The following is a 16,395-nucleotide window of genomic DNA, read 5'->3' as shown; positions in this document are numbered from 1 at the left end:
ATATAATGACGATAGATGACTTACTGACACAAGCCATGGAAAAAAATGCATCAGACCTGCATTTAACCGTTGGAGTTCCGCCTATTTTAAGAATTCACGGCAAATTAACGTATATGGATTATGAACGATTAACACCGAGTCAATCTGTAGAATTAATTCGACCGATTATGTCTTCTGAGATATACAGACGATTTGAAGAATGTGGAGAAATCGATTTTTCATATAGCATATTAAATCTAGGGCGATATCGTGTTAATGTGTTTAGGCAACGAGGGTCAATGGCAGCAGCTATCCGATTAGTCGCTAGTCAAATACCAAGTCCACAAAGCCTTGGGTTGCCACGATCAGTTGTTGATTTGTATAGTAAAAAAAGAGGGCTGGTTCTTGTTACAGGACCTACCGGTAGCGGAAAATCAACAACCCTTGCCGCTCTTATAGATCAAATCAATAAAAATCGTAACGCACATGTAATCACGCTTGAAGATCCTATCGAATATTTGCATCGCCATCAGCGCTCTATAGTGAATCAACGAGAGGTTGGGGTTGATTCGAATTCATTTAGTCATGCGCTTCGCGCTGCCTTGCGTCAAGATCCGGATGTTATTCTTGTTGGGGAGATGCGGGATTTAGAGACTATAGCTATTGCGATTACTGCAGCAGAGACAGGTCATCTTGTTTTGTCAACATTACATACGATTGGTGCAGCAAATACTATTGATCGTGTGATTGACGTATTTCCGCCACATCAGCAACAACAGATTCGTATACAGCTTTCAAGTGTTTTGGTCTCAATTGTATCGCAGCAGTTATTACCTAATTTTGACAAAAGCGGACGTGTTGCGGCCTTTGAGACACTTCATGTTAATCAAGCTATTCGTAATCTTATTCGTGAGAATAAAACACATCAAATCAACTCAATAATTCAAACAAATCGTGAGATGGGTATGCAAACCATGGATGAGTCTTTGCTAAACCTTGTTAATCAAGGGATAATTAATCGAGAACAGGCAATTATGTTTGCAACAGACCCAAATACATTGGAACGACGATTGCTTCATTAAAAAAACAGAAGGAATATGAACAAACTAGAGACATTATGAATAAAATATGAACAAATAGTGAATAAATAATTGATTTATCCAATTGAGAGTGATATAATAATCTTGCTGTGTAAAAATGCCAAAGTGAAGGGGTAGTATTATGGCAAAATTTAGTTATGTTGCATCAACAATTCATGGAAAAAAACAAAAAGGGGTTATTGAAGCTTCTAATCGTCAATCTGCGATTATAAAGCTCAAAGAGAACAATCTATTTCCGGAGACTATTTCTGAACAAGGAGCCTTACATGGTGAAGTCGTCTTAGGTAATCCTGTAAAGGTTAAGGATCTGACGATTTTTTGCCAACAATTTGAGGCAATATTAAATGCTGGAGTCAGTGTTTTGGAAGCCTTATATCTGCTCAAAGAACAAACAGAAAATAAGTATCTTGCCAAAGTTGTCGCGAACATGTATGAGCGTGTTGAACAAGGGGAGGCATTATCTGCAACAATGCGTGCAAATAGCAAATATTTCCCTGAAATCCTTATCAATATGATTGAAGCGGGAGAAGTGTCTGGAAGTCTTGAAGTTGCCTTACATCGTATGGCAGAGCATTTTGAGAAAGAATACAAATTACAACAATCCGTTCGAAAAGCAACAACATATCCTGCAGTTGTTTCTGTAGTGGCATTAGCGGTTGTCATTCTTCTAGTGCTTGTTGTCGTTCCTACCTTTGTTAGTATGTTTGATGGGATGGGAATGGAGTTACCGGCAACGACAAGAGCATTGATTGCCACAAGCAATTTTATCAAATATCGATGGTATATCTTAGTTCCTGCGATCATAGTTGGTATTATTTTGATGCGAATTTATGTTAAGTCAGAAGTGGGAGCGATAACATTAGCCCGAATAAAATTAAAGATGCCGATTATCGGACCCGTTCAGACAAAAATTGTGGCGTCTCGTTTTTCAAGGACGCTAAGTACATTACTTGCTTCGGGATTGCCCTTACTTGACGCACTTGCCATCGTGGCAAAAGTTGTTGATAATTACGTGGTTGAAAAGGGGCTTGAAGATGCAAGAAACCAAGTGAGCGAAGGTTCGTCCTTATCAAAGCCGATACGAGAATTAGGGGCTTTTCCGCCGATGATTACACATATGGTAAAAATCGGGGAAGATACAGGACAACTTGAACCTATTTTAAATAAAGTTGCAGACTTCTATGATGGGGAAGTAGAGTCTGCAGTTGCTCAGATGACCTCTTTGCTAGAACCAATAATCATCGTCGTTTTGGCAGTGGTCGTAGGCTTTGTAGTAATCTCCATTGTACAACCAATGTTTGGCATGTACCAAGGTGTAGGTAATCTATAAAGTTAAATTGAGAACCCCCACAAAATATCTAATAATAGGAGTGTATGAGGAATGAAAAAAATGGTAGAGAGAATGAAAAACAAACAAGAAGGATTTACATTAATTGAGTTAATTATCGTTATCGCAATCTTAGCAATCATTGCTGTTATTGCAGTACCCAACATTTTAGGCGCGGTTGAAAACTCACGTAAAGCGGCAGATGTGGCCAATGCAAAAATTATTTATAATGCAGCTGCTCAAGTGTTAGCTAAAAATAGTAATTATGATACAGATGATGCGGCTGGAACAAATGTCACGGGATTAGATGCTACAGATACAGGTTTTGAGGGAGACTTATTTGATGAAATAAATCAAACAACCCTTGCACCTTCCTTTAGAGCTTCCGATTTTGCAGCATTTACTATTGTAGTAGATGGAAATGGACGCATGAGTGTTCAAGTTTCTGGTGGAGGAGACACTTACGAACTTGCCCCTGAAGCTAATGCAGAATATGACCAAGAATAATGGTAATAGCTATATGTATATTTGGTCTTTTGGTCGGGTCATTTTTAAATGTATGTATCTTTAGAATTCCTAGGCATCAAGAGATTGTTTACACGCCATCCCATTGTATGGCGTGTGGACAACAAATAAAGTGGTATGATCTTATTCCAGTCATTAGTTACCTTATTCTTCGGGGGCGATGCCGAAGTTGTAAGGCAACAGTGTCTATTCAGTATCCGGTGATTGAATTGATTAATGGAATCGGATTTGTATGGGTATATAGTGTGCTGGGTTTAACACCACTAGGTGTAATGGCCGCTATTTTGTTTTCAACGTGTCTGGTCATTTCCGTGATTGATATTCAATGGATGATCATTCCTAATGGCATATTATTATTTTTATTAATCGTTGGGTTAATTTATGAATGTTTTTTTGGGAAAGATTTTTTACACAGTATCTTTGGATTCTTTGCAGTTAGCATACCATTACTTATTGTTCATATAGTGACCAAAGGACAGATGGGCATGGGAGATATAAAGCTTATGGCAGTAGCAGGATGGATTTTAGGTTGGCAAAAAATTATCCTGGCTTTATTTCTTGGGTCTGTTTTTGGATCGGTTATTGGATTGACACTGATTGGGCTTAAAGTGATGAATCGAAAACAGCGCATTCCTTTTGGTCCGTTTTTAAGCGGAGGAATTGTTTTAGCTGCGTTGTATGGCGATAAAATTATTCAATGGTATTTTTTAATTATTCAACGTACATAAAGATATAGATAGAAGTAAAGTATAGGGGGAATACGATGGCACTTCCAAAAAAACTTGTGTCGATTGATATTGGTAATGAATGGATCAAAGTTGCATATATTCAAAGAAAAGGAAAAAAAAGTCACTTTGTGTTTGGCGAAAAAATCCCAACACCAGAACGAGCCGTTCAAGATGGTGGATTATCGAATCTAACAGAGATGGCACAATTGATACGAAACGTCTTAGATAAAAATCAGATTAAAGAAAAGCATGTAGTTTTTAGTGTTTCGAGTAGTAAGATTATTACACGAGAGGTTGAATTGCCTCATGTACCATACAAAAAACTAAAAAATATTATTGAGTTAAATGCAGATGAGTATTTTCCGGTTAATTTGGCAGAATATTGTTTGGATTTTACAATATCAGAAATTATTGAGACTGAAGAAGGAAAAAAAATAAAGGTAAACATTGTTGCCGCCTTAAAAAAACTGATTCAAACGTACATCGAATTAGCACGTGATTGTCACCTGGAAATAGTAGGCGTTGATTTTTCGGGAAATAGCATGGTGAATTTTGTACAGTATGAAAAATATGAAGGCACAAATCTATTTTTGAACATCGGTCCGGAAAGCACCATGGTTACGATTGTGTCAAATGGTGTTGTAAAGTTTAGTCGTAATATTCTTTTTGGTACTCAAGCAATTCATAACAGTATATGTCAACATTTTGATGTAGACTATAATGCAGCCGTTGCGTTGGCAAAAGAACGTCAATTACTCAATCCTAACCATAAGGATAATCCTTATCTACATAGCGATGTTACAAGTGGAATGGAACAAATCTTAAATGGAGTGGCGCGTTTGATTGATTATTATAGTTCGCGTAATCCAAACCCGATTGAACAGATATATATTATGGACGGAGGCTCTGAAATTGCCGGTGCGCAAGAGTATATATCAAAGTTTTTTGGATTAACCGTCAAAAAAGTCAATGGATTTGATAATTTTATAATCAACAGTGCAAGAGTGTCTGTAGATGAGCTTCATTATTATCCAATCGCTTTAGGTGCCACTCTATCGACAATGAATTTATTGCCGCTTTCAATAAAAAACAAAGATGAACTTCAAGCAAAAAAAAGAATTCCTATCCTTATAAGTATTTTGCTAATGGTTGCATTAGGAGCGCATTTTTATCAAGGTTATGCGCAGTATACTTCTTTGGAACGAACCAAACGCCAGATTGAACAAGATATTCATGGGATGAGCGACATTCATGCCATTATTGAGGAACACAAAGTAGCACTTGAAGAACGTGATTTTAGAATAAAGATTGAAAATATGACAACGACACAATCAGATGGCTTGTTGACATTCATTCAAGAGTTAGAACGGACAATGCCGGAGCAAGGGTTTTTGTCGGCTATTAATGTAACTTCTGAGGCATTAACGATGAATGCTTCTTTTCGTGATGAAGAAACATTGGCACAGATGTTGACGTATTTGAAAAAGCAGACGGTCACTAGCCCTAACGGGGAATCCCTACCAATGTTTGAAGAAGTCTATATACCTGCAGTCAATCGCATAGGGGAAGCTGATAGTGAAAGCACAATCGTTTCAGCACTGATTCAATGTACCTATTCTAAACAGGAGGTGACCGATGATGACCAATAAAGAAAAATACTTACTCATGTTCTTAGGCGGAATCATTGTTGTTGCTATATATTGGTTCATGATTTATTCGCCTCTTCAAGAAAAAAGTCGTTTAATGGGCAAGGAAATTGAAGCATTACGTGAAGAACAGACTTTTTTAGCTTTAGAATATGCCAACAAAGAGGTATATTTATCAGAAACGTTAGAAGCACAAAACTATGTTCAAAGAGTGAACGATAGTTTTCCGGCTGGATTAGTTCAAGAAGACATAATTTATATAATGAAAACACTTGAAGATACAATCGACTCATTGACCATCCAGACCTATTCTATTGGAAAAGAAATGGTCGTCGTACAAAATATAGACGAAGAATCAAAGACAGATGAGAATACAAATTATGAACAAGTGATTCAAATTCCGGTGAGCGTCAATTTTGAGACAACCTATAATGATTACAAACAAATGTTATCATTTATTCAAACATACCCTTCTAAACTTTCTGTCGGAAATATGAATGCCAACAGCGATTTGGTCAATAGCCAGGTAGTGTCAACCTTTGATATCTTTTTTTACGCCTTAGAATCGCCTAATAGAGAGTATGAACCTACGGAGCATTTTGGCACATTTACACCCAAAAATGATTCGGTTTTTCGACCGATTTCCTCGTTAGGAATTCACTATAGTTCTGGTGTTCGAGCCGGAGAAATTCATGAAGTAGATGATCTAGTCATAGGAATTACGTCGATTAATTCAGCGATGGATACGGTCAATATGTATCGAGCAGGGCAAGAGAATTTAACAAAAATAACGGCAGATAATCCTGATAATGAGCCAATTGAAATACATGTTAGTCAAAATAATGATTCGTATTACTATCGGTATCGCACACGTTCTAGAACATATCCAGAAGATTATTCTATTGGAAAAGAGTTTGTTCCAGGTCAAGTAATTGATGTCAAAGTCATATCAAGCGGACGCTATGATGCGCAAGATACAAGTGGCGTCAATGCAACGTTAATAAATGATACAGATTTACCTATGATTGTTCGGGTTGAATATGAAGATGAGGCCCGTCCACGGTTTAATGTTATCAATCAAGAGGGGAATGTATCCATTATTCAATAACAAGATTTTTAAGGCAAGAAAAGCGGGTGATTGGATGGGAAAAAAGCGTCTAGAAAAATATAAAAGCTTAAATCAAGGGTTTACACTGGTTGAAGTCATCGTCACCGTTGCCATTATAGGTATCGTTACTGTTCCTATTGCACTGATTTTTCAAAGTGCATTGGCTTCATCAATTCAAACACGCGAACAACTAAAAGCAACCCAATTGACACAACAGTTTATTGAAAGCATTAAAACCATGCATATGGAACAAGTGTTGGATTTAGATAGTGCAGTCGATGCAACAGGAAAATTAAGTGATGATGTTCTTTCACGTTTTGATTTGCCTATGATCCCACAAGGATATGAAGTCTTTTTTATGCTAAGAAAGGATAATGTGGATATTGGCTATAATAATGAATTTGATGATAGTAAATATCGAATGCCTGTGTCTGAAATTGCAAATAGGACCCATACATTTGATGTGGAAATCCGACTAGACGATGCAAAAACTTCATCGGCGAGAGTGTATTTATATGATCGTGAACGTCACTTAATAGAGCATGAAATTATAGGAACGGCGGAAAATAGGGAAGTTGCAATCAATATAAAGAAAATTAACGCGGATGAGTTAAAAATAGATGTTGAAATAAACGGAACCCATTATAGTGAAGAAATAAAAGCCATAGATTATGAAGGTATCATTAATATTGTTACATTAGATACTATGACGCAAGAAGACCATATAACAACCAATATAGAGATTACAAATAGCTCAGGAGACGTGGCAGATATTTATGTGTATGAGACGCCGCAAGATCAAATCAAACCGATCATTGACCTAAACACAGGAACAAATACCATTCATCGCAATATAACAGAACCCTTGATTTTTGACTATCGACTATATGAATTTGAAATTGAAGTGAGCAAAAATGGAAAGCTGCTGTCTAAAGTTGTGACAACACGACTGGCAAAAGAGTAGGTGATGATTTTGATGCGACATTTACAAAGTGAAAAAGGTTCGACGCTTCTTATGACTGTAATTACCATTGCAGTCTTAACTGTTCTTGGAACAACAATATTATCCTTGAGTCTAATGAACTACAATATGAAGTTTACAGATACGATGATGAAACGTACCCAGTATTACTCCGAATCTGGTATAGATCAAGTGTATTCAATTCTTGGATATTATGTAGATGAGGCTTTAAAATATGCATCTGATGAAACTGCGTTAGATGTTTTGCATAAGAAGACGGTTATGGAAAATATATTGTCAGACATTCGAAGTTATGAATCTCAACTTATGCTAGACATGGTCTATTTAATTGAACAGAATGTGCTATATAATGGAGCTTATTCTACGAGCACAACACCCAGTGGTTATATGAATCGAAAATTATACCTTAAGCAGTTTTTAAGTAATATTCACGCTACATATAATTTGTATAATGATTATTCAAGTGGTTTGTATGAGGGGTACTTTTTAAAAGTAATGTCTGGAACCCCGGATCATATGACACGTGTTCTGACCAAAGCGGATGATTACTCAGATCACGCATACCATACAATTGTGTTTGATCAAGATGCAATGACGAGATATCATAATGAGCGAATGAATTATCACTTTAAGGAATATTTTAACAGTGCAGTATCTGCAATTGAAGCAGATATCAAATCTTCTGGAGGAACATCAAACTATATCTTTCTGGACCAAGAAGCTACGCTTGGAAATCTTATATTAGAAAGTATTGATTTTTCTGAAATCCTGGACTTTTCTGAGACCGATGGTCATGCATTGTATGATAACCAATTTGTCGTTAAAGAGTTAACATCCACATTTACATTTCATGATCGGACACAACGAACTATATCCACCGATTTAGTTATAGAAGCGCCAAAGGATATGATGCCAATTACTGTGAATCAGTCTAAATATGCCACAGTAGATAATCCTTTATGGCAATATGCGCTAGTAACGGAGAAGGATTTACGGTTTGCAAATGTGGATGCTGTGATCATAGGTAATATGTATGCATTAGGCACAAATCCTACAGGCGATTTTAACTTGGATCCACAAAATAGCAATTCACCGCGTAATACCAATAATTATAAGGGGGTTATTGTTGCAGGTCAGGATAATACTATCTCCGTATCTGGAGATGTGGTGACACAGAGCTTTGTTCAAATGGAGGCCGGAACTCAAAATTCTCACTTATCGGTTCTAAATGGACATATTTATTGCGACAGTTTGGCCATTCAATCGGATTCACGTCATCATATTATTGGAGAGAATAATCGCATTGATGTTATTAATGGTAATGTCTACACCAAAAATGATTTGATATTAAATGGAAAAGGTAATCATATCAATATTGATGGAAATTATTATGGATTTGTTGGAAGGTCGAATAATTATCATCAATTAAGCTCTATTGTAATCAACGCAGATATTCAACGTGGAACAGGAACCTCATCATTAAACATCACTGGGGATCCACCCAAACATCCCATTGAAGAAGAAAGCGATAAAGAAGGTATTTTTATTGCAGGAACATCTTTTGTTAACGATACGTTTACACCAGACCCTAATAATGGACCTTCTAGTTTATATGAAACAGGAGAGAGCATGGGAATTCGAGGTAACTATTTAGCCTATGCATTTCCAATTTCAGATACAAGCGGATTAGCAGAAGGCGGTGCGGGCATCCAGATGGCGACGCCGGCAAAGGGAGCAGAATCTAGTCTTCAGCTATATTACAAAGTTGATGGCGCTTCAGATGTGATGTCGGTCGAGGATAAAGCGACTTATTTTACACAAATTAGCCAGGAAGCTTCGGTTGAACCTTTTATTGAAAAAGGTGATGGAAATATTAACATTGACCATGATGCCTATATTTTTACCCAAGGAGCAGTGATGGGCAAGTCAGCCGCTGGAAACCAGACGATTGATGTACATAGCACCAATGGAAATCTGATGAACAATTATGCAGAAACAGAGATTTTACGAGACTATACATATATTTTGAATTACTTAAGACATAGACAAGCACAAGGGGATCCGATTGGATTTTATGGAGACACATCAAATGTTAAAGATACAATTGAAAACATGAAGAATGCGCGAGTGATTGGCAATTACTCCAATATTGATCAGACGCCTACAGCAGACTGGATTGGGAAAGATGCTACCATTGAGGAGGTGGATTATTATACGGTCAATACAGGATTATCTGGAGATAGCCAAGTAAAGGAAGTAGCTATTTTTCAAGGCACATCGCATCAACAAGACATATTGCTGATAGGGGAGAATCCACCAGCCCAATATAGAGGATTATCCGATGGATTACAAACTATTAATGGTAAAAACTATTATGTCATCAATACAACGGATGAGAGCCCGACGCAAATGCAGGGTGTAGTCATTACTTCAGGTGAAGTGACGATTGTTGGTGATATGACATATTATGGGACGATCATTGCCCAGGAAAATATATATATAGAAAATGCATCGGTCGATATTATTAATAATTCTATGGACGTTCGCAACTATTTGACCCAGCTTATTATGGAGACACCAAAACTATCAAGTGCATTTAATCGGGATACGCTAAACAGTCCACTAGGTATTGAACTTAACCAGATGGAAGTGATTGAAGAAATATTAGTGGCTCCTGGCGATATAGGCGAAATGCGCAAGCATTATGAAGAATATATTCATATCAAGAATTGGAGAATTGCACAATGATTAAAAAAAGTGAACGAGGGTTTACACTTATAGAAATCATCATTGCTATAGCCGTGTTATCCATATTGGTTACAATCGTATCTATGAGTGTACATAGTGTTTTTGAAAATAGTGTTGAAGCCAATGTAGGTGAGTTCAAATCTGATTTGCAAGATATCCGCAATAGAACAATGATGGAATATAACCATTCATATGCGCTTATTTTTTTCTATGATGTCATAGAACAACAATATGGGTACAACATTTTTGAACAAGATACAAGTTCTGGTGCCATTATAGAGCTAAAAGAAAAAAGATGGCCAAAACATTTTATAGTGGATAAACAAATCAATGGCATAGCCACCCGAATAGAAACACTAAGTGCGAATCAAATTAAACAGGAGTTAACCTTTCGTTTTTCAAAAGAACTTGGTGACGGAGTGGAAAGTAACTTTGATGGCGATAGCATTTCAACATATAACAGTACACTAGGAACCAGTCAAGTAATTAAACTAAATATTAGAAGCCAAAACACAACTAAAGCAATGGAGGTTAGTGTTGTTAAATTGACAGGGCGGGTGAATGTTGATGATTTATAAAAAGAAGCTTATTCGAGAAATGGATGGATTTAGTCTTGTAGAATTATTGGTAGCATCTGTTATTGTATCAATTATTGTCGGTGTCATGGGTTCATTCCTTGTCATTCATATCCAGTCATTTGAAACAGCAAAAAGTTCCATCGATATACAATATGAAGGGCAACTGGCTCTAAATCGTATCGGTAAAGTGGCGATGGAATCCGGTGGAGTATCCTATATAACATCAGATCATCGAACGGGCATGGAACATAACGCGATAACCTCTACAGGACGAATTGATAATCCTTATGCACTGGTGTTTGAGTATGTGAGCGAAGGAAATCATGGGGACAAGGTTGTTTTTTTGCACGATTTTGTATATAATCGAATTGTATTTAAAACAATAGATACATTAGAGAGTATGCCCTATCAAATAGACTATAACGTATCCATGCTGAATAGTGAATGGTATGTTTTCGCAGAATATGTAGATAGCTGGGCTGTTGAACCTAGTTATAATCAGTCTTTTGAAGAAAGTGGAGGAATCAATATATTTATTAATTTCAAAAAAAATGATTCCACAATCTCGCTAAGTAATACCTATAAATACAGAAACAAGAACTAGGATAGCGCTAAGCTATACGGAAAGTAGGTCAAAATGAAACAATTATATCCAGATGAATATGTCTCTAGCATTTATAAGATTAACTTCAAACGATTATGGCAGAAAGGATATAAAGGGTTGATGTTTGATTTGGATAATACTTTAGCCCCTTATGACCGTGAACATCCAGATGAAGAGCTAATACGCCTTTTTGACACATTAAAAAAAATCGGGTTTAAAATTGCCCTTGTATCAAACAATAATGCGCAACGGGTTCATAAGTTCAATACACGCCTTAATGTGGATGCCTTTCCACGGGCGAATAAACCGCTTACACGTCAGCTTCGCATCGCTATACGCAATTTGAATATTGAGTCAAAACAAACGGTGTTCATTGGTGATCAATTGTTTACTGATGTATGGGTTGGAAAAAGGCTAAAGTGTCGAACGATTCTTGTAAAACCAATTCAAGATAAGGAACAATGGGTGTCTAGAATTAAGCGTGGCCTAGAAACAAAAATTTTACGCCAATATATGCGCCATCGTAAAAAAAAGTCATCTTAGTGGAGGAAGAATTTATGACACATCATCAAAGAAACATTGACGGGAAAACAAAAGTTTTTGGATTGTTAGGTAATCCGGTTGAGCATACGCTATCGCCTTTTTTACATGAGCTTTTTTATGAGGCGGCTGGCTATAACGGAACCTATAATCCTTTTTTTGTTCCAAAAGGATGTCTAAGACAGGCGGTAGAATCTGTGCGTGGCTTATCACTGGCGGGACTTAATGTGACTATTCCGTATAAAGTTGAGGTTATGGAGTTTTTGGATACGATTGATCCGGTGGCAGCAGCGATTGGCGCTGTTAATACGATTGTTCCAAAAAACGGGCAATTGGTTGGATACAATACGGATTGGATCGGACTGAAAATGGCATGTGCATATTATAACATTCCAATACGCAATAGAGATTGTGTAATAATAGGTGCCGGCGGGGCTGCTCGTGGTGCGGTTGCCATGTGTCTAAAAGAAGAGGCGCATTCGATTACCATTTTAAACCGAACAGTGGAAAATGCAGTTCAAATAAAAAACAGCTTACAAGATATGGATAAGAATATTCCCATTTATGTTGGGAATTTAGAAGCAATAAATTTGATAAAGGATGCATCTGTTGCAATCCAAACAACGTCTGTAGGTATGCATCCATATGAGGCGTTAAGCCCAATAACACGTGAAGATTTTTTTCAAAAAGTTGACTTTATGGTCGATATAATATACAATCCAAAAGAGACTGTTTTTATGACAAAAGGCAAAAAACATCAAGCAACGGTGCTAAATGGACTGAGTATGCTGTTTTTTCAGGCGTTAAAAGCATTTGAGTATTGGACAGATATAACCTTAACGGCGTCTCAAATAGAATGGTGTTTACACCGTTTGGAGACTACGGTATACAACAATACAAATAATTGAGTAGGTGAATCGTAGATGAATAATGTAGTGTTAATAGGATTTATGGGAAGTGGAAAATCATCTGTTGGAAAGGTTCTTGCAGATAAGTTGGAACGCAACTTCATTGATATGGATGATGAGATTGAAGTGGGTGAAGAAAAGTCAATTAATGAAATCTTTGAGGCATATGGTGAAGAGCACTTTCGTGAACTAGAGACATCCTATTTAGAAAAACTGTTGACTAAGAAAAATAAAGTTATCGCAACAGGTGGTGGCGTCATTTTAAAAGAAGAGAATGTTAGCATATTAAAGCGCATCGGGACGGTGGTTTTTTTACATACACCTCTTGACCAATTGCTTAATAATCTTCAAGATGATACAAAAAGACCCCTATTAAAAGATGAAGATCATGCGACAACAATTAAAAATTTATTGAATTTAAGGGAACCTATTTACTTTGAAGCGTCGAATATGATTATACAAACAAAAGATAAATCTATTGAAGAAATAGCAGATGAAATTGTTAGCTTATTATAGTAAAAAAGAGGTGGAAGATGCGAATTGCAGTTGTCAACGGGCCGAATCTGAATTTTCTTGGAATTAGAGAACCACAAGTCTATGGTCATGAGACATATGAAGATTTAATTTTTATGTTAAGGGACTATGCAATGGAAAAAAAGATTCAACTTGATTTTTATCAATCCAATAGCGAAGGTAGTCTTATCGATTATTTACAGCAATGCTACCATAAAAAATTTGATGGTATTGTTATAAATCCTGGGGCTTATACCCATTATAGCTATGCAATAAGAGATTGCATTGCATCCTTAAGTATCCCTACTGTTGAAGTACATTTGTCAAACATCCATGAGCGAGAAGGCTTTCGAAGCATTTCAGTTGTGGAAGATGTGTGTGTTAAACAGATATGTGGGAAAGGCTTTCGTGGATATATAGAGGCAATAGATTTTTTATGTACTAAAGAAAAGAGGTAATGATATGAATCGTGTTCAAGAACTTACAAAAAGAATGTACACACTGTCAATGGACGGTGTTTTGATATCAAGCAAATATAATCGCCGATATTTGTCAGGTTTTACAGGGTCATCAGGATATTTACTGATTACGGATCAAGGGCGCTATCTATTGACGGATTTTCGTTATATTGAACAGGCGACAGCTCAGAGTCCTGAATTTCAAATTATTAATTACTTTGAAAAAGGTCTAGTTGAGACGATTTCAGATCTTATCAGCGAAGCACGTATCAATAATTTAGGCTATGAGGACACGACATTAACCGTCAAAGAATTTAACCATTTATCAAGTGCGATAGATCAGTGCAATTGGTCTGGAATCGGCAACATGGTAGAACAAATTCGTATGATAAAAGATACAGATGAAATTAAAAAAATACGACATGCATCATCAATAGGAGATGCAGCGTTTTCTCATATTCTGGACGTGATTAAGCCGGGAATGCGAGAGATAGACGTTGCCCTTGAATTAGAATATTTCATGAAAAAACAAGGGGCTAGCAAGCTGTCATTTGATACCATTGTCGCTTCAGGAAAACGTTCTAGCTTACCGCATGCGACTCCAACAGAAAAAACGATTGAAAAAGGTGATTTTGTCACCATGGATTTTGGATGTATCTATGAAGGCTATTGTTCAGATATGACACGTACGATTGTTGTTGGTCAAGCAAGTGAACGTCAACGTGAGATATATAATCTTGTTTTAAAAGCACAGTTAAATGCATTAGAACATATTAAGTCGGGAATTATCGGAAAAGATGCAGATGCCTTAGCACGTCAAATCATTGATGATGCAGGCTATCGCGCAAATTTCGGACATGGATTAGGACATAGTTTAGGTCTTGAAGTTCATGAGCAACCGAGGTTTTCCTTATTATCTGAGGAAGTGATTTTATCGGGAATGGTCATGAGTGTTGAACCAGGTGTATATATTCCGGATTTTGGTGGTGTAAGAATTGAAGACTTAGTTCTTATCACTCAAGATGGAATTGATAATTTTGTTTCGTCAAGCAAGGAATTAATTGAACTGTAAAACAATTTTTTACTTGATAAATTAGCAGACATGCTATAAACTATATTATGAAATTGTGTGTGAAATACGACACATATTAGGAGGATTAATATGATTCAAGCTGGAGATTTAAGAAATGGTGTTACGGTTGAATATGACGGTAATATTTATTCCGTTATTGAGTTTCAACATGTAAAACCAGGTAAAGGTGCAGCCTTCGTAAGAACAAAATTAAAAAACTTAAAAAGCGGTGCTGTATATGAGAATACCTTTAGACCGAGTGAAAAATTGAAAAGAGCTCATATCGAACGTTATGACATGCAGTATTTGTATTCAGATGGTGAATTATTCCATTTTATGAATCAAGAAAATTATGAACAAATTGCATTGAATGCGGATGATCTTGGTGATGCATTAAAATTTGTTAAAGAAAACGAAGTTGTAAAGATGCTATCTCATGAAGGTCGTGTCTTTGGTGTGGAACCACCAATTACTGTAGAACTTGAAATTACACATACGGAACCTGGAATTAAAGGGGATACATCTACAGGTGCAACAAAACCTGCAACAGTTGAAACTGGAGCAAATATTTTAGTGCCTTTATTTGTAAACATGGGCGATATGGTTAAAATTGATACGCGTACAGGAGAATACCTGTCAAGAGCGTAAAACTAACGGGCTAGACCGTTAAAAGCATCGTAAGATGCTTTTTTTTTCGAAATAAGCATAGTTAATTGCATATTAGAAATACTTTGTATATAATAGTAAGTATACAAATCACAATATTGAGTAGGAGGCTATTATGGATAGACAATTATTTAAGATACATGAATCAAAAGATGTAGGTTCTGTACACATTGCAGATGAAGTGATTGCAATCATTGCAGGCATGGCTGCTTCAGAAGTTGATGGTGTTGCCGGTATGGTGGGGAACTTTACAGGAGACCTAGTAGAGCTTCTTGGCAAAAAGAATCTATCTAAAGGTGTTGCAGTTACAGTTGGTGAAGGTGACGTTACGCTTGAATTAGCTGTGATTGTAGAATTTGGCTGTGCGCTTGTGGATGTCACAAAGTCGGTTCAAGAAAAAGTGAAAGTCGCTGTCGAGACGATGACAGGTTTAGACGTTAAAGAAGTGAATATAAAAGTAGCAGGCGTGAATGTTGATAAAAGTAACGCTTAATCGGAGGAAAATATGAACCGTCATAAACAAAGAGAATTAACGTTTAAATTACTTTTTTCATTAGATGTTGATGGAACGCATTGCAATGTAGAAGATATAGATGTGTCGCTTCAAAGTCTCGAATTAAAGGATGAAGAAGATCAGCAATTAATTAAAACACGTGTATTAAAATTAGTTGAATATGTACAACCTATTGATCAATTAATTGAAGCATGTTCAGACAAATGGGCCATTGATCGTATTGCAAAGATAGAACTGGCTATATTGCGGGTTGCTGTCTTTGATATGCAATATGATGATGTTCCTGTATCTGTTGCCATAAATGAAGCCGTTGAATTGTCAAAAATATATGGTCAAAGTCAATCTTCACGTTTTGTCAATGGTGTCTTAGGGCAAATAGCAAAAAAAATAGTATAAGAG

Annotated in this window: 18 protein-coding genes; all 18 read left to right on the top strand. The window is 36.6% G+C overall.

The genetic code is table 11. From position 1 onward, the window contains the following. Positions 1–5: 5 nt before the first annotated feature. The 18 genes from QBE53_09335 to nusB all read left to right on the top strand — a co-directional run bounded on the left by QBE53_09335 (position 6) and on the right by nusB (position 16,392). On the top strand, positions 6–1,061 hold the full coding sequence (locus tag QBE53_09335) for a type IV pilus twitching motility protein PilT (protein WZL80010.1): 1,056 nt from the start codon (positions 6–8) through the stop codon (positions 1,059–1,061). Between the two features lie 139 nt (positions 1,062–1,200). After that, positions 1,201–2,409 (top strand): type II secretion system F family protein, encoded by a 1,209-nt coding sequence (locus tag QBE53_09330; protein ID WZL80009.1) that lies wholly within the window; start codon positions 1,201–1,203, stop codon positions 2,407–2,409. A gap of 51 nt (positions 2,410–2,460) precedes the next feature. Next, positions 2,461–2,913, top strand: a complete 453-nt coding sequence (locus QBE53_09325) for a prepilin-type N-terminal cleavage/methylation domain-containing protein (protein WZL80008.1) — start codon at positions 2,461–2,463, stop codon at positions 2,911–2,913. After that, positions 2,913–3,659: a prepilin peptidase gene (locus QBE53_09320; protein WZL80007.1), complete on the top strand. Its 747-nt coding sequence runs from the start codon at positions 2,913–2,915 to the stop codon at positions 3,657–3,659. Before QBE53_09325 ends, QBE53_09320 begins: the two co-directional genes overlap by 1 nt. A gap of 35 nt (positions 3,660–3,694) precedes the next feature. Next, positions 3,695–5,308: a type IV pilus assembly protein PilM gene (gene pilM, locus QBE53_09315; GenBank protein ID WZL80006.1), complete on the top strand. Its 1,614-nt coding sequence runs from the start codon at positions 3,695–3,697 to the stop codon at positions 5,306–5,308. Beyond that, positions 5,295–6,413 carry a hypothetical protein gene (locus QBE53_09310; protein ID WZL80005.1) on the top strand — a complete coding sequence of 373 codons (1,119 nt, stop codon included), beginning with the start codon at positions 5,295–5,297 and terminating at the stop codon, positions 6,411–6,413. Before pilM ends, QBE53_09310 begins: the two co-directional genes overlap by 14 nt. Next, positions 6,394–7,377 (top strand): type II secretion system protein, encoded by a 984-nt coding sequence (locus QBE53_09305; GenBank protein ID WZL80004.1) that lies wholly within the window; start codon positions 6,394–6,396, stop codon positions 7,375–7,377. The genes QBE53_09310 and QBE53_09305 overlap by 20 nt, the downstream gene beginning before the upstream one ends. A 12-nt stretch (positions 7,378–7,389) precedes the next feature. After that, positions 7,390–10,143 carry a hypothetical protein gene (locus QBE53_09300; GenBank protein ID WZL80003.1) on the top strand — a complete coding sequence of 918 codons (2,754 nt, stop codon included), beginning with the start codon at positions 7,390–7,392 and terminating at the stop codon, positions 10,141–10,143. Then, complete coding sequence (locus tag QBE53_09295; protein ID WZL80002.1) at positions 10,140–10,721, top strand: prepilin-type N-terminal cleavage/methylation domain-containing protein; 582 nt, start codon at positions 10,140–10,142, stop codon at positions 10,719–10,721. The genes QBE53_09300 and QBE53_09295 overlap by 4 nt, the downstream gene beginning before the upstream one ends. Continuing rightward, positions 10,711–11,325: a prepilin-type N-terminal cleavage/methylation domain-containing protein gene (locus tag QBE53_09290; protein ID WZL80001.1), complete on the top strand. Its 615-nt coding sequence runs from the start codon at positions 10,711–10,713 to the stop codon at positions 11,323–11,325. The genes QBE53_09295 and QBE53_09290 overlap by 11 nt, the downstream gene beginning before the upstream one ends. Before the next feature lie 33 nt (positions 11,326–11,358). Beyond that, the gene (locus QBE53_09285) at positions 11,359–11,868 is read left to right on the top strand and encodes a YqeG family HAD IIIA-type phosphatase (protein WZL80000.1); all 510 of its coding nucleotides are present in this window, start codon (positions 11,359–11,361) and stop codon (positions 11,866–11,868) included. Positions 11,869–11,882: 14 nt separating this feature from the next. After that, a complete protein-coding gene (gene aroE / locus QBE53_09280; GenBank protein WZL79999.1) occupies positions 11,883–12,773 on the top strand; it encodes a shikimate dehydrogenase in 891 nt (296 codons plus the stop codon). A 15-nt stretch (positions 12,774–12,788) separates the two neighbouring features. Further along, complete coding sequence (locus QBE53_09275; GenBank protein ID WZL79998.1) at positions 12,789–13,289, top strand: shikimate kinase; 501 nt, start codon at positions 12,789–12,791, stop codon at positions 13,287–13,289. A gap of 17 nt (positions 13,290–13,306) precedes the next feature. Further along, positions 13,307–13,744 (top strand): type II 3-dehydroquinate dehydratase, encoded by a 438-nt coding sequence (gene aroQ, locus QBE53_09270; protein WZL79997.1) that lies wholly within the window; start codon positions 13,307–13,309, stop codon positions 13,742–13,744. Between the two features lie 4 nt (positions 13,745–13,748). Further along, positions 13,749–14,816: an aminopeptidase P family protein gene (locus tag QBE53_09265; GenBank protein WZL79996.1), complete on the top strand. Its 1,068-nt coding sequence runs from the start codon at positions 13,749–13,751 to the stop codon at positions 14,814–14,816. Between the two features lie 90 nt (positions 14,817–14,906). Next, positions 14,907–15,464 (top strand): elongation factor P, encoded by a 558-nt coding sequence (gene efp / locus QBE53_09260; GenBank protein WZL79995.1) that lies wholly within the window; start codon positions 14,907–14,909, stop codon positions 15,462–15,464. 133 nt (positions 15,465–15,597) lie between these two features. Then, positions 15,598–15,975, top strand: coding sequence for an Asp23/Gls24 family envelope stress response protein (locus QBE53_09255; GenBank protein ID WZL79994.1), 378 nt, complete (start codon positions 15,598–15,600; stop codon positions 15,973–15,975). Between the two features lie 12 nt (positions 15,976–15,987). Then, positions 15,988–16,392: a transcription antitermination factor NusB gene (gene nusB / locus QBE53_09250; protein ID WZL79993.1), complete on the top strand. Its 405-nt coding sequence runs from the start codon at positions 15,988–15,990 to the stop codon at positions 16,390–16,392. Positions 16,393–16,395: the final 3 nt, after the last annotated feature.

It is taken from the genome of Vallitaleaceae bacterium 9-2, assembly GCA_038396585.1.
GTDB lineage: Bacteria > Bacillota > Clostridia > Lachnospirales > Vallitaleaceae > UBA1351.
The sequence above is the reverse complement of the archived record's forward strand: the minus strand, read 5'-3'. Positions and strand labels throughout refer to the sequence as shown.

Coding starts and splice junctions, on each gene's coding strand:
- QBE53_09290 (WZL80001.1), top strand. CDS start 10,711: ATGATTTATAAAAAGAAGCTTATTCGAGAAATGGATGGATTTAGTCTT.
- aroQ (WZL79997.1), top strand. CDS start 13,307: ATGCGAATTGCAGTTGTCAACGGGCCGAATCTGAATTTTCTTGGAATT.
- nusB (WZL79993.1), top strand. CDS start 15,988: ATGAACCGTCATAAACAAAGAGAATTAACGTTTAAATTACTTTTTTCA.
- QBE53_09335 (WZL80010.1), top strand. CDS start 6: ATGACGATAGATGACTTACTGACACAAGCCATGGAAAAAAATGCATCA.
- QBE53_09265 (WZL79996.1), top strand. CDS start 13,749: ATGAATCGTGTTCAAGAACTTACAAAAAGAATGTACACACTGTCAATG.
- QBE53_09305 (WZL80004.1), top strand. CDS start 6,394: ATGTATCCATTATTCAATAACAAGATTTTTAAGGCAAGAAAAGCGGGT.
- QBE53_09295 (WZL80002.1), top strand. CDS start 10,140: ATGATTAAAAAAAGTGAACGAGGGTTTACACTTATAGAAATCATCATT.
- QBE53_09325 (WZL80008.1), top strand. CDS start 2,461: ATGAAAAAAATGGTAGAGAGAATGAAAAACAAACAAGAAGGATTTACA.
- pilM (WZL80006.1), top strand. CDS start 3,695: ATGGCACTTCCAAAAAAACTTGTGTCGATTGATATTGGTAATGAATGG.
- QBE53_09330 (WZL80009.1), top strand. CDS start 1,201: ATGGCAAAATTTAGTTATGTTGCATCAACAATTCATGGAAAAAAACAA.
- efp (WZL79995.1), top strand. CDS start 14,907: ATGATTCAAGCTGGAGATTTAAGAAATGGTGTTACGGTTGAATATGAC.
- QBE53_09255 (WZL79994.1), top strand. CDS start 15,598: ATGGATAGACAATTATTTAAGATACATGAATCAAAAGATGTAGGTTCT.
- QBE53_09285 (WZL80000.1), top strand. CDS start 11,359: ATGAAACAATTATATCCAGATGAATATGTCTCTAGCATTTATAAGATT.
- aroE (WZL79999.1), top strand. CDS start 11,883: ATGACACATCATCAAAGAAACATTGACGGGAAAACAAAAGTTTTTGGA.
- QBE53_09310 (WZL80005.1), top strand. CDS start 5,295: ATGATGACCAATAAAGAAAAATACTTACTCATGTTCTTAGGCGGAATC.
- QBE53_09300 (WZL80003.1), top strand. CDS start 7,390: ATGCGACATTTACAAAGTGAAAAAGGTTCGACGCTTCTTATGACTGTA.
- QBE53_09275 (WZL79998.1), top strand. CDS start 12,789: ATGAATAATGTAGTGTTAATAGGATTTATGGGAAGTGGAAAATCATCT.
- QBE53_09320 (WZL80007.1), top strand. CDS start 2,913: ATGGTAATAGCTATATGTATATTTGGTCTTTTGGTCGGGTCATTTTTA.